At 59.8% G+C, this 12,799-nt stretch carries 10 protein-coding genes and 3 pseudogenes; 8 read left to right on the top strand and 5 right to left on the bottom strand.

The window, feature by feature from the left end:
* Positions 1–67: 67 nt before the first annotated feature.
* From ACSQ3Z_RS33010 to ACSQ3Z_RS33020, 3 genes and pseudogenes are all read right to left on the bottom strand, one after another.
* Positions 68–3,184, bottom strand: coding sequence for an efflux RND transporter permease subunit (locus ACSQ3Z_RS33010; protein WP_436175368.1), 3,117 nt, complete (start codon positions 3,182–3,184; stop codon positions 68–70).
* Positions 3,181–4,434, bottom strand: coding sequence for an efflux RND transporter periplasmic adaptor subunit (locus tag ACSQ3Z_RS33015; RefSeq protein WP_436175369.1), 1,254 nt, complete (start codon positions 4,432–4,434; stop codon positions 3,181–3,183). The genes ACSQ3Z_RS33010 and ACSQ3Z_RS33015 overlap by 4 nt, the downstream gene beginning before the upstream one ends.
* A 580-nt stretch (positions 4,435–5,014) precedes the next feature.
* Positions 5,015–5,420 (bottom strand): annotated as a pseudogene (locus ACSQ3Z_RS33020) (transposase); the annotation flags it as partial.
* 204 nt (positions 5,421–5,624) lie between these two features.
* Between ACSQ3Z_RS33020 and ACSQ3Z_RS33025 the strand changes: the two are divergent.
* Together ACSQ3Z_RS33025 and ACSQ3Z_RS33030 are read left to right on the top strand one after the other, a co-directional pair.
* A complete protein-coding gene (locus ACSQ3Z_RS33025) occupies positions 5,625–6,023 on the top strand; it encodes a hypothetical protein (RefSeq protein WP_181956574.1) in 399 nt (132 codons plus the stop codon).
* A 341-nt stretch (positions 6,024–6,364) separates the two neighbouring features.
* Positions 6,365–6,580 (top strand): annotated as a pseudogene (locus ACSQ3Z_RS33030) (GAF domain-containing protein); the annotation flags it as partial.
* A gap of 327 nt (positions 6,581–6,907) precedes the next feature.
* Here ACSQ3Z_RS33030 and ACSQ3Z_RS33035 read toward each other — a convergent pair.
* Positions 6,908–7,188: pseudogene (locus tag ACSQ3Z_RS33035) on the bottom strand (transposase); the annotation flags it as partial.
* Between the two features lie 1,103 nt (positions 7,189–8,291).
* Between ACSQ3Z_RS33035 and ACSQ3Z_RS33040 the strand changes: the two are divergent.
* From ACSQ3Z_RS33040 to ACSQ3Z_RS33055, 4 genes are all read left to right on the top strand, one after another.
* Entirely contained in the window at positions 8,292–8,642 is a 351-nt protein-coding gene (locus ACSQ3Z_RS33040) for a c-type cytochrome (protein WP_436175449.1), read from the top strand.
* A gap of 49 nt (positions 8,643–8,691) precedes the next feature.
* Positions 8,692–9,189: a hypothetical protein gene (locus tag ACSQ3Z_RS33045; protein WP_436175370.1), complete on the top strand. Its 498-nt coding sequence runs from the start codon at positions 8,692–8,694 to the stop codon at positions 9,187–9,189.
* A 175-nt stretch (positions 9,190–9,364) separates the two neighbouring features.
* Entirely contained in the window at positions 9,365–9,565 is a 201-nt protein-coding gene (locus tag ACSQ3Z_RS33050) for a hypothetical protein (protein WP_436175371.1), read from the top strand.
* Between the two features lie 131 nt (positions 9,566–9,696).
* Positions 9,697–9,885 (top strand): hypothetical protein, encoded by a 189-nt coding sequence (locus ACSQ3Z_RS33055; protein ID WP_436175372.1) that lies wholly within the window; start codon positions 9,697–9,699, stop codon positions 9,883–9,885.
* Positions 9,886–9,998: 113 nt separating this feature from the next.
* Here the strand turns inward: ACSQ3Z_RS33055 and ACSQ3Z_RS33060 are convergent, their stop codons facing one another.
* Entirely contained in the window at positions 9,999–10,262 is a 264-nt protein-coding gene (locus ACSQ3Z_RS33060; RefSeq protein ID WP_436175450.1) for a DNA -binding domain-containing protein, read from the bottom strand.
* 436 nt (positions 10,263–10,698) lie between these two features.
* Here ACSQ3Z_RS33060 and groES point away from each other — a divergent pair, with 436 nt between their 5' ends.
* Entirely contained in the window at positions 10,699–10,995 is a 297-nt protein-coding gene (gene groES / locus ACSQ3Z_RS33065; RefSeq protein ID WP_006333965.1) for a co-chaperone GroES, read from the top strand.
* Positions 10,996–11,056: 61 nt separating this feature from the next.
* The gene (gene groL / locus ACSQ3Z_RS33070; protein WP_436175373.1) at positions 11,057–12,712 is read left to right on the top strand and encodes a chaperonin GroEL; all 1,656 of its coding nucleotides are present in this window, start codon (positions 11,057–11,059) and stop codon (positions 12,710–12,712) included.
* Positions 12,713–12,799 lie beyond the last annotated feature (87 nt).

Here is a 12,799-nt window from a genome sequence, read left to right on the forward strand (position 1 = left end):
TCCCATTGGCCACGTTGTTGCTTCACCCCGGCGGGCGTCAGCGGGCCAAGCACGGCCGCTCCCCAACCTATTCTGCCGGGACTGCGGGGAGCGCGGGCCGACGCCCGATGATCCGATACTTGACGCCCATCATCAAGCCTGCAAACTGCTGCATGTAGAGGTAGATGACCGGCGTGGTGTACAGCGTCAGCAGCTGCGACACGCAGAGTCCGCCCACGATCGCGATGCCGAGCGGGCGTCTGAGTTCCGAACCGACGCCTGTACCTAAAGCGAGCGGCAGCGCGCCCAACAGCGCACAGAGCGTGGTCATTGTGATGGGCCGGAACCGCAAGATGCAGGCTTGGATAATGGCTTCCTTTGGCGGCAAGCCGCGGTCCCGCTCGGCTGACAATGCAAAGTCGATCATCATAATCGCATTCTTCTTCACGATGCCGATGAGCAGGATGATGCCGACAAGCCCCATGACATCAAGCTGACCACCAACAAGCATAAGCGCCGCGAGGGCGCCCACTCCCGCTGAAGGCAAGGTCGACAGAATGGTTATCGGGTGGATTACGCTCTCGTAAAGCATGCCGAGAACGATGTACACGGCGATCAGGGCTGCCACGATTAGCATCGGCTGCGTGCTGAGCGAGGCCTGGAAGGCCTGTGCGGTGCCCTGGAACCCGGTCTGCACCGTCGCGGACAGGCGAATCCGTGCCTGCATGGCTTCGACCGCCGTAACCGCGTCCCCGAGGGCGACGTTGGGCGCGAGATTGAAACTCAGCGTTACGGACGGGAACAAGCCCTGATGGTTGATCGTCAGCGGCGCCACGGAGCTTCTGACCTTGGCGAAAGCGCTGAGCGGAACCTGCTTGCCCGAATTGCTTCCGACATAGATCGCATCAAGCGCGCCTGCATCGACTCGGTATTTCGGATCGATCTCCATGACGATTTTGTGCTGGTCGGCTTGGGTGAAGATCGTCGTGACCTGCCGCTGACCGAATGCGTCGTAGAGTGTGTCGTCGATCGCCTGCGGAGTGATGCCGAGGCGTGATGCCGTGTCCCTGTCGACAGCGATGCTGGCATGCGGCGCCGCGGCTTGCAGGTCATTCGCAACGTCTCGGACCTGAGGAAGCTTGCGCAATTCGGCGGTCATCGTGTCGGCCCATCTGTACAGTTCGGGCAGGTTGGGGTCCTGCAAGGTGTACTGGAACTGCGTCTGGGAGCTGCGTGCGCCCACGTTGATGCCCTGTACAGCCTGCATGCCCACGCTGACGCCGGACACACCGGCCGTTTCCTTACGGAGGCGTGCAATCACCTGATCCGCGGACACGGATCGTTCCGACAGCGGCTTGAGGACGATCTGCAAGTTGCCGGAGTTCATGCGCCCGGAGCCGCCGAGGGTGGACCGGACCGTGTCGACCGCCGGATCTTTCAGGATGAGATCGACAACGGCCTGCTGCTTGGCTGCCATCGCTTGGAAGGAGATATCCTGCGCGGCCTGCGTGGACCCGGAAATCAGCCCGAGGTCCTGTTGTGGGAAGAAGCCCTTCGGGATCGCTAGGAACAACTGCGCCGTTACAGCCAGCGTTGCGAAAAAGGAGAGGAGAACAAGCCTTGGATGTCCGACCACGACGCGGAGCGAACGGCTATAACCCCGCTGGATGAAGTCGAAGCCGCGTTCGAGCAGGCTGGATAAGCGGTTGGGCTTGGCTTCGTGACGATGGCCTTTGATCATCAGGGCGCACATCATAGGCGTAAGGGTGAGCGAAACGAGCGCCGAAATGATGAGCGCTACCGCTATGGTGACGGAGAACTCCCGGAACAGCCGGCCGACCATGCCGCTCATCAGAAGCAGCGGGATAAAGACAGCGATCAGCGATGCGGTCATGGAAACGACCGTAAAGCCGATCTCGCTCGCCCCCTTCAAGGTGGCCTCAAGAGGGGATTCGCCGCCCTCGATGTGCCGGACGATGTTCTCGATCACGACGATCGCATCGTCGACGACAAACCCTACGGCGATCGTGAGTCCCATCAGCGAAATGTTGTCCAGCGAGTAACCCAACAAATACATCACGCCAAATGTGCCGATCAGGGAAACGGGAATCGTGACGGCCGGAATGATGGTCGCGCTCATGCTCTTGAGGAATAGGAAGATCGTGAGGACAACCAACCCGATCGTAATCATGAGTGTGAACTGGACGTCGGCCACGGCTGCGCGAACGGCAACCGTAGAGTCACCCGCCGTCATGATCTGGACCGAGGGAGGGAGGCGCAACCGTAGTCCTGGCAGGGCGGCCTTGACACCATTCACGACGTCAACCGCGTTAGCGCCCGACTGCAGATGAACGTCTATGAGGACAGCCTTCCGATTATTGTACCATGCACCCAACGTCGTGTTCTCGACGCTATCGATCGCGCGTCCGATATCGCTGATCCTTATCGGAGATCCGTTGCGGTAGGCGATGATTGCCGCGCTCGCGTCCGCCGAGGTGAGGAGTTGGTTATTGGCGTCAAGCGTGACCGAGCGCTGCGCGCCTTCGAGAGTGCCCTTGGGTCCGTTGGTCGTCCCCACTACCAGCGCGGACCGAACGTCTTCGAGGCTCATCCCGAGGCTGGCCAGCTTCATGGGATCGAGCTGGATTCGGATGGCCGATTTCGAAGAACCGGGCATGTCCACGAAGCCGGCTCCCGGAATCTGGGACAAGGTCTGGGCAACCATATTAGACGCCGCATCCATGACCAGCGGGAGGGGGATCGTGTCCGACTGCAGCACGATGGAGATCACGGTGAACAGCGCCGGATTGACCTTGTGGTAGGTGGGCGGACTTTGCATTGCCTTTGGCAATGAGCCGCTCGCCGCGTTGATCGCCGCCTGAACGTCCTGGGCCGCGCTGTCGATATTGCGGCTGAGATCGAACTGCAGCGTCATGTCGGTTTTGCCGAGCGTACTCGTCGACGTCATCTGGGCTAGGCCGGGTATGGTCGAGAATTGCTGTTCGAGCGGGCTCGCTACCGTGCTCGCCATCGTTTCCGCGTTGGCGCCGGGCAACGTGGACTCTACAGCGATGGTCGGAAAATCGACCTGAGGCAGCGACGAGATCGGCAGAAGCATGTACGCAACCATGCCCACGAGCACGATGCCGAGCGTCAGCAGCCCGGTCGCAATTGGACGCTGGACGAATATGTTGGAGACGCTCACACTCGATCCCTTCGATGGCCCAAAGCTTCGCCTGCCGCGTCCTGCGATCCGGCGCTCTGCGTCGACACTTTCATCCCGGGCTTCAGGCTGTATTGCCCCTCGGTGACGACCGTATCGCCGGCATTCAAGCCCGAAGCAATCACGGTGACGTCGCCGGCTACGCGTTTGACCGTCACCTGGCGCTGGACCAGCGTCGAGTCCTCCGGCTTGACCAGATAGACGTAAGTGCCGTTGGCCGACTGCTGAACGGCACTTGATGGAACCGAAGTCGCCTCGGACAGGAGCACGCTCTGGAACAGGGCACTGACGAACTGCCCCGGCTTCAGTTGATGGTCCTTGTTCGGGAAAGTCGCCTTCAATTTGATGGTAGCCGTCGCGGGATCGATATGATTGTCGACGAGGCTCAAAGTTCCCGTGTCGAGCATCCTGCTATCGTTGGCCGCTAGGGCGGTGACGGAAATCGCGGACGCTGGCGTTCCGACCGGCCAGTCAGCGACGGCGTCCGCCGGCACGGTAAACACGACCGAAATCGGCTCGAGCTGATTGATTGTCACAATCCCCAGATCGGTCGAAGTGATCATGTTGCCCGCATCGATCATCCGTATGCCCGCCACGCCGTCGATCGGCGAGGTGATGGTGGTGTAGTCTATCTGGGTCTGCGCGTTCTCGATGGCGGCTTTGTCCGCCAAAATCGTCGCCTCCGTCTGGGCGATCTGCGCCTTTTGCGTATCGAGGACCTGGCCCGTGGCAAAGCCTTTCTGGGCAAGGCTCGAAACGCGTTGCAGATCAGCTTGAGCATTGGTGAGTTGTGCCTGATCCTTGGCCAGCGTCGCTTCGGCCTGATGCAGAGGTCCAAGGAAGGGTTTCGGGTCCAGGCGGGCGAGCACATCGTGCGCATGCACCATCTGGCCTTCAGTGAAGACGATATCGTTGATCTGCCCATTGGCGCGAGGCTTGACTGTCACGCTGTTGAAGGGTTGCACGGTTCCGAGCCCTGTGACCCAGATCGGAACGTTCCCAAGTTGCGCCTGCGCTGCCTTGACCACAATGGGAGGCGCCGGTGCGACAGTTGCGAGCGCGACGGCGTCCGAAGGGCGAGCGCTGCTGTAGGCATAGATGGCAAAAGAGCTACCGCCCAAGAGGACGATCGCGAACATTAATCGCAGCCACCGCGACTTGCGGAACTTCTCAGCGGGAAGGGTCTGTTGCGCCAAAGGCTCGTGCGGTTTGTCTGGGGTCTGTTCGAGCATTCGGATCTCCTGGTGACAGTGCATAAACGGCACGCTCAAAGACCGTTCTGTTGCACTGCAGCATTACGTCGGAAATCCCTTTGCGCTATTAAAATCGGTGTTAAGAAACGTTGCGTAAGCAGCCATGAGTAATTCTCCGTGGAATATAGGAGCACGACCGAGGCCTTGCGCTTAGCAACCGAACCGTTGTGGAGCGTGATCAGCTTCAGCGGCAGTCCGGCCTTGAAGAAAACGCCCAAAACTGAGATCTGTGCCAGCGATCTGCGCCTGCTCGGGGAAGATCAGTCTGGCGACCTAGCCGAGCAGCGTAAAGTTGTCGACCAGCGTGGAACTCATGGCGACAATCAGGCCAGGCACATCCGGGTTTCCAGACCGGTATGAAGGGCCTGGGCGCCAGCACGGCCGGCGCATTGCTCATGATATTGGAGAGGACCGCGGAGAAGCCCGACAGGCGCCGTCGCGCGCCGGCGCAGACCCCTTCCTAGACTAGCGACAAGGTATTCGCCCTCGACTTAGAGGTCTCTCCCAAAAACGAGCCTGTCTACATTGCTGCGTTCATTCATCCTTACCCCGGCCTTTATCAACCAAAGACAGCTACGGCCGATTTGATAGTGATGCCACCATCGGGGCTTCGGCGCATCTGACGTCCCGTGGCGGCGCAAAAGACAGTCGGCAGTTGCAGCGCTGGCGGCACCCGTGACCAGAGCGTTCGCATGATTTCCCGGCCATGCCGAGTTTTCCGAATGGCGCTTCCAGACACGACGCGCTGAGACCAGCGGAAGCCGATTTCATGGAAATACAGGTCGGCATGTTGCGGGCTGATATGGTGAAAGACGCCGGCGATCGTCCGCCGCACGCGGGAATTGAAACCCTCCACCTAATTGACGTGGACCGTGTCGCGAAGATATTCGTGGCTGGAATGCTTCACGGGTCTCATGCTTGGCAAAACTCTCGCCTATGGCCATGAATGCCTTCGCCTCATCCGAGGCGGAATCCAAGTAGAGAAAATTTGAGTTCGTTTTCAATCGCCTCGGCATGGAGCAATAGGAGCGCGGACCAACAAAAATACCAACAAAATATTTCTGTGGATTGGTTCGGTTCCCGAATAATGCCCCATCCATCCATGACACTGCATCAAGGTCGCGGTGCCGTTTCCTCCTATGGCGGGACGAGGTCGGGGGGGCCGCCGTTTGGCTGTTTTCCACGGTCGCAAAACGGCCCGGCAAGGGGCGGTCTTCGTCGGCAGCCACCGCTTGCAGGGGCACGAGCTCCGCGAAATCGGCTTTCGCTCCTATTTCCGTGACAACGCGCCGAGTTTCGAGGTGCTCGATACGCTCGTGACCCTCGAGAAGCGGCAGATCACATACGAGACCACGCTGGATCTCATGCACGGCAACCTGAGCTCGTCGGCTTCTGTATGGTCGGCGGGGGCAGGGGGCCATCAGGAGCTCCGCGAGGTGCGCAAAGCTCAAGACGCTGTCGCGATTGTGAATGAAATCACGCCGGAGTCGCGGTCGGCCCTCGTAGATGGCATCGTCGCGATGGCGGTCGCCACGCCACTGCGCCCAGCTTTGCCAGGAGCTGATTAGGCTGATGGCCCGGGCCATCAGCACCGGCACCGCGGCGACGCCGGGGCAGACATTCTGCCGTTCGATATCATCTACCGGAGCTATATGAAACTGATGGAATTCTATCATGAGCGCAGAGTTTCCTTTCGCGAATGAAAGAAAGCTCGATTGACTCTCCCGCCCCATTCCCGTCTCGTGAATCAACGTGCGGTTGCGGCGTGCAGAAGCCAGTCGACGGTCGCGATTCATGTAAGGAAACCCCATGGCAAGGCATCGCACCGCTGTGCACTCGACCACGTTGCAGCGCCCCGACTTACGGCTAAGGCGTTTTTCGCGCTTGCCCGTGACCAGTCAAAATCCGCAACCAAGCGGTGAACCCGGCTTTCAACGCCGCCGACAAGGACGTGCTCAGGGCGTCCGACAGCATGAAAGTCTCGTTCATCGGCGTACCCGTTCGCGTCGATGCGAACGTCGTGGGCACGCCGACCATCGACCGCATCTTGGACAACAAATCAAGTTCCCTCCTCGATTACGACCTCCGCCTCCTCACCACAATCGCCAATCTGGTTGGGCAGACTGCTCCTTGGGCCGCCGCTACGGTCCCGTCCGTCGTCAGCGACCAGGCATCGCTGGCGCCTCCCAGCGCAGCCTCTTTAAAGGTACGAGTATGTCAAATCGCGAGCGTGTCATCACGGCCGTGAAGAGATGGCTCGGTGCAGACAAAGGCGGCGCCTCCTTGGACTGACGCCGCGCCAGATTGGATACACGCTGAGGAAATACGGCATCAGATCAAGCGTCCTTGAAAGGCTGACCGAGGCAAATATCAGGGACAAATCAAGCGTTGGTGGCTGGCGGAGCCCGATGACGAGTGGATGCTGACTGAGCGTCGGGCCAATCCGACCCGGGGCCATGCGGCGCGGTTCGAGGAAGCCCGGAAAGTAGGAACCCTTCCTGAGCTTCGGGATGCGCAGTTCGACCGTGCCGGCCCGCGTCTCCCAATCGCGCTCGCGGTAGCCGTTGCGTTGAGCGAGCCGCAACGGGGTCTTCTCGCCATAGCCGGCGCCGGTGGCCGCGCCCCCTCCAGCTCCATCAGCCGCTCGGCGGCAAAGCCGATCATCTCCCGCAGCAGATCGGCATCCGGGGTCTTCTCCACGAGCGTGCGCAGGTTCATCATGTCGTCGGTCATCGGTGGTCCTTCCGAAATGGGTTGGCGTCAACAACCAAACCCTACCGGAAAGCGCCGATGACCACCGACACGCCGCTCACCCGCTACAGCGCTACTAACGGCGCGCTCGCGAGCGGCTTCATAACCGCCGAGCTACACCACCTGATGGGACACGACCCGCCGGACTTATGAATGCAAAAGATGTCGACAGGTCGTTGATCAGACCACACGCCATGAGAATGCGTTGATCTCGTGGGGAGGAACTTCAAACGCCGGCTTCTAAGCCTCGGAGCTAGCGCTTTGGACCTGTTGGAGCGAACGAAAACGACCACACTGGTTCACCGAACCGCAATTTCCCACGTCCTCCGATGGCCATCCATTGTGCTTGTACTGTCTACCCGACCGATCTTTGTGACCCCGTCGAGGACCGCTGACAGACGATTTGCGATATGGGTCTGCGGGGCCTTGGCCGCGATTCCTCGGATGTGGATCCCATTCGCATTTTGTATGAAATCGCCGGCTTTTCCGGTTGGCACAAGCGTTGCAGAGCTTTTTGCGATAACATTTCGCCTAATGGGTAGGACGCATGAATTGCTGCAACAAGCTGCCTGACATCGGCCGCCGTCAATTTCTAAGGGGAGGAACGTTTGCCGATGCAGGAATGGCCATACCTGTGGCACTGCCTGCGCAGACTCAGACAAAGTCTGCACTGGGGCTGACACTCATCGAACACCCATCGAACAGGATGAAGCCGAACGAATCCTCGGCGTCAGTTACCAGGACGGAGCGGGCCGGACCGCGACATTGTCGGATTCTCGACCACGTGCCCGCACAAGGTTCCCATGGAACTACAACGCCCATGACCACTCAATAGTTGTCCCGGCCGCTACTCACATTTGAGAAAGGTAGCAGATCTGGAACCAGTCGACGGCCATTATTCCTCAATACGAGCTGCGTATCGACGCCGAGGGCGAAATCTACGCCGAGGGAGTCGACGAGCTTCTTTATGGCTGCCTGAGCAACGTACTTTAAGCGAGGATTGGATCATGGCTTATAAACATATCGACCGCCTGCCGTATCTTCAATCGGGGAATTCCCGCGTGAAATATCTATTCGTCGCCACAATGGTTTTGGCGTGCTTGCCTCCGGTCGCCCGGGCTCAGGATATCGAGGCCGGAAAGACAGTCTTCAAAAAGTGTGCCGCATGCCACAGCGCTGATACCGACGCGAATAAGGTCGGGCCAACCTTGAAAGGCGTTGTAGGCCGGACAGTTGGGACCGTTCCGGGCTATTCGTACTCGAAAGCCATGAAGGATGCGGGCGCAGCGGGCCTCGTATGGGATGAGCCGAACCTGATGGAGTATTTGGCCAATCCCAAGGCGAAAGTGCCGGCAAACAAAATGGGGTTCCCTGGCCTCAAGAATCCCGAGGACGTCAAAAACGTCATCGCCTATCTGAAGAGTGTGTCAGGTTAGAAACGTTTGGCCATTGCGTTTCGGGAACAACGCAAAGGAGGGAGCAATAGTGTTTCAAGTCGTGAAACCAGTTTTGAAAGCCGACTGTTCTGCCGGGCATAGTGGCGAAGTTATTCCGTTCGAGGCGGCGGTAGCCAAAGCCATCGCGCTCGCCAAACCTGTTCGACATAGGGAAACGGTCTCGCTCGTCGATGCATTGGGGAGGGTTTGCGCGGCCGATATATACTCGCCTGTTTCGCAGCCTACGTTCAATAATTCGGCCATGGACGGATTTGCCGTACGAACGGCGGATTTCGATGGGGAAGGCCCTTGGACTTTTCGTGTCGCTGAACGGGTGGTCGCCGGCGTTGTACGCGTTCTTGAGAACCTTGCCCCCCGAACTGCACTCCGGATATTCACGGGAGCACCTGTTCCGTGGACCTTCGACGCCGTGGTCATGCAAGAGCGCTGCGAGCGAATTGACGACACCGTTACGATTCACGAGCGGCCCGTCGGGGCCATCACATCCGTTTTGCTGGCGAGGACGTCAGCGCCCGCTCGGGACTGATAACGCGGGACAAGGGCCTATCCGCCAGGGATCTAACCTCGTTGGCAGCGGCGGGGATCGCCGACGTCCAACTGCTTCGAAAAATCCGGATAGGACTTCTGCTCTCGACCGGAACCGAATGGAAAGAGCCGGGTGAACCCCTTGGCACGGTCAGATTTACGATTCCAATCAGATAATGCTGAGCTCGTTGCTGGCGGCTTGTCCTTGGGCGGAAATCGTCGACTTCGGCATGGTCCCTGACTGCCTAGGGCTCCTCAATGACGTTGTCGCTCGCGCCCTCACGTCCTGTGATGCCCGGGTTACCAGAGGTGGGGTCTCGGCAGGCGAGAGGGCGGCCTCATGGATCGGGTCTCGGCGATCTGGGGCCATGCATTGAGGAAATCGACAGCGTCCGCGAGACTGGCAATCTCTTGCACGATGTGCACTGCACGTCGTACGAAAAGCGGCTGCCGAAAACCTCGGAGTTTATCGATCCTCCTGCGGTGGCTCACCAGGCGGCATATCTACATGGTCTCGACAAAAAACCATTGGAACATCGTCGGCTTTGACCCTCAAGAACACGGCTTCCTCTTCTCCGCCTTTGCTGCACCGGCCAAGTATGACGAGCGGCCGCCGCTGACCTGCATGGCCACGCACAGACGCATCGGCGCAGCGAATCTTCTGCCTGTACGAGGAGCGGAGTTTGACAATGAATAGGCGTCAGCCGAAGCCTGCAATCCCGCAGGGCCCGGGTGCCATGTCATTCTTGCGGCGAACGGCCGTGATCACGTCTGCCAAGCAGCGTGTGTGCGCCGCCCGTTCACCCTCATTTACGCGAACAACTCCTTATAATCGGTCGTCATCATCCAGTTCGCCCGATCGAGATGGCTTCGCGCGGCTTTCCGCGCGCGCACCGGCTCTTCCGCCGGATCGATGCCGAGGATGACATGCGCCATCTCCTCATAATTGGCATCGTCGGCGGAGGCGTCCAGGAACCTCAAGTAGGTCTTGAAGTGCTCCTTGTCGTAGGCGATCAGGCTGTCAGACCAGGGGACTTCATCTTGAAGACCTGGTTCAACGTCTGTGTATTTCATCACGGGGAATATCGTCCACAAGGCGACATTCCGATCATCGTCTGCAAGTGCCCGCTCCAAGCGAGAAACGCTCCTTTGGCGATGCAACTCCAGGCTAAGGGATGAATTGCAAAAAGCGCAAAGACTGTTTCGGCTGACCGTCGATTCCGCCGACTGCTCGGCCACTAACTTCACATAATTTCACATTTTTTAACACAGACGAAGTCGGCCCAGAACTTACGGCCGAAACGCTCGCTTAGGCAGTTGGATGCCCCGTAACGGGGGCAGGCTTCGCGCCGATTCCACATCTTTTGCCTTTCAGTCCGTCCCCCGCCCGTCTTGACTAAGTACCAACCTACAGCCTATCTCACCGACATCTTAGCACTCCCCAACAGCGAGTGCTAACCACCCTCCGGCAACGGAGAACCTTTCAACCTGCGCACCAGGGATAATAAAAATGGCAAAGTCGAAGTTCCGCCCGCTTCATGACCGCGTGGTCGTTCGCCGGGTCGAATCCGAATCCAAGACCGCCGGCGGGATCATCATCCCGGATACGGCAAAGGAAAAGCCGCAGGAGGGCGAGATCATCGCCGTCGGCTCGGGGGCCCGCGACGAAGCTGGCAAGCTCGTGCCCCTGGACGTCAAGGCTGGCGACCGTATCCTGTTCGGCAAGTGGTCGGGCACCGAAGTCAAGCTCAATGGCGAAGACCTTCTGATCATGAAGGAAGCCGACATCATGGGCATCATCGGCTAACACGCCGCTGCCTTCCGTACCATCCAATCTGAATTTCGGGCGAAATGCCCAGGAGTACAAAATGGCTGCCAAAGACGTAAAATTCTCCCGTGACGCCCGCGAGCGCATGCTGCGCGGTGTCAACATCCTTGCCGACGCGGTGAAGGTCACGCTCGGCCCCAAGGGCCGCAACGTCGTTATCGACAAGTCGTTCGGCGCCCCGCGCATCACCAAGGACGGCGTCACCGTCGCCAAGGAAATCGAGCTTGAAGACAAGTTCGAAAACATGGGCGCACAGATGGTCCGCGAAGTCGCTTCGAAGACCAACGACATCGCCGGCGACGGCACCACGACCGCGACCGTTCTGGCGCAGTCGATCGTCCAGGAAGGCCACAAGGCCGTTGCCGCCGGCATGAACCCGATGGACCTGAAGCGCGGCATCGATCTTGCCGTGACCGACGTCGTCGCGACGCTGATCAAGAACGCCAAAAAGATCAAGACCTCGGAAGAGGTTGCCCAGGTCGGCACGATCGCCGGCAATGGCGACGAGTCGGTCGGCAAGATGATCGCGGAAGCGATGCAGAAGGTCGGCAATGAAGGCGTCATCACGGTCGAGGAAGCCAAGACTGCCGAGACGGAACTCGAAGTCGTCGAAGGCATGCAGTTCGACCGCGGCTATCTCTCGCCCTACTTCGTCACCAACGCCGACAAGATGGTTGCCGATCTCGAGGACGTCTACATCCTGCTCCACGAGAAGAAGCTCTCCAACCTCCAGGCCATGCTGCCGGTTCTCGAAGCCGTCGTGCAGACCTCGAAGCCGCTGCTCATCATCTCGGAAGACGTCGAAGGCGAGGCTCTGGCCACGCTGGTCGTCAACAAGCTGCGTGGCGGCCTGAAGATCGCCGCCGTCAAGGCGCCGGGCTTCGGTGATCGCCGCAAGGCCATGCTGGAAGACATCGCCATCCTCACCGGTGGCCAGGTCATCTCCGAAGACCTCGGCATCAAGCTCGAGAACGTCGGCCTCAACATGCTTGGCCGCGCCAAGAAGGTGTCGATCTCCAAGGAGAACACCACCATCGTCGACGGCGCCGGCAAGAAGGAAGAGATCCAGGGCCGCGTTGCCCAGATCAAGCAGCAGATCGAAGAGACCACTTCGGACTACGACAAGGAGAAGCTGCAGGAACGTCTCGCGAAGCTCGCGGGCGGCGTTGCGGTGATCCGCGTCGGCGGTGCGACGGAAGTCGAAGTCAAGGAAAAGAAGGACCGCGTTGACGATGCGCTGAACGCGACACGCGCGGCCGTCGAAGAAGGCATCGTTCCCGGCGGCGGCGTTGCCCTGCTGCGCGCTTCGCTTAGCATCAACGCTGTCGGCGCCAACTCCGACCAGACCGCTGGCATCAGCATCGTGCGTCGTGCGCTGCAGGCTCCGGCCCGCCAGATCGCTGCCAACGCCGGTGCGGAAGCTTCGATCGTTGCCGGCAAGATCCTTGAGAACAAGGGCGCGACCTTCGGCTACAACGCCCAGACCGGCGAATATGGCGACATGATCGCCATGGGCATCGTCGACCCGGTCAAGGTCGTTCGCACGGCTCTGCAGGACGCGGCCTCGGTCGCCGGCCTGCTCGTCACCACCGAAGCCATGATCGCGGAGGCTCCGAAGAAGGAGTCGGCTGGCGGCGGCATGCCTGGCGGCATGGGCGGCGGCGGCATGGGCGGCATGGGCGGCATGGACTTCTAATCCAGCCGATCTGGCTTCACATACGCGAAAGGGCGGCAGCGATGCCGCCCTTTTCCTTGAAGTGGGATCCGGTCGGAAATGTTTGGC

The organism is Mesorhizobium sp. LjNodule214, from assembly GCF_964252735.1.
GTDB lineage: Bacteria > Pseudomonadota > Alphaproteobacteria > Rhizobiales > Rhizobiaceae > Mesorhizobium.

Excerpts from the sequence above, each read along its gene's own strand:
- ACSQ3Z_RS33055 (WP_436175372.1), top strand. The coding sequence starts at position 9,697 with ATGGTCTCGACAAAAAACCATTGGAACATCGTCGGCTTTGACCCTCAA.
- groES (WP_006333965.1), top strand. The coding sequence starts at position 10,699 with ATGGCAAAGTCGAAGTTCCGCCCGCTTCATGACCGCGTGGTCGTTCGC.
- groL (WP_436175373.1), top strand. The coding sequence starts at position 11,057 with ATGGCTGCCAAAGACGTAAAATTCTCCCGTGACGCCCGCGAGCGCATG.
- ACSQ3Z_RS33040 (WP_436175449.1), top strand. The coding sequence starts at position 8,292 with ATGGTTTTGGCGTGCTTGCCTCCGGTCGCCCGGGCTCAGGATATCGAG.
- ACSQ3Z_RS33015 (WP_436175369.1), bottom strand. The coding sequence starts at position 4,434 with ATGCTCGAACAGACCCCAGACAAACCGCACGAGCCTTTGGCGCAACAG.
- ACSQ3Z_RS33050 (WP_436175371.1), top strand. The coding sequence starts at position 9,365 with ATGCTGAGCTCGTTGCTGGCGGCTTGTCCTTGGGCGGAAATCGTCGAC.
- ACSQ3Z_RS33060 (WP_436175450.1), bottom strand. The coding sequence starts at position 10,262 with ATGAAATACACAGACGTTGAACCAGGTCTTCAAGATGAAGTCCCCTGG.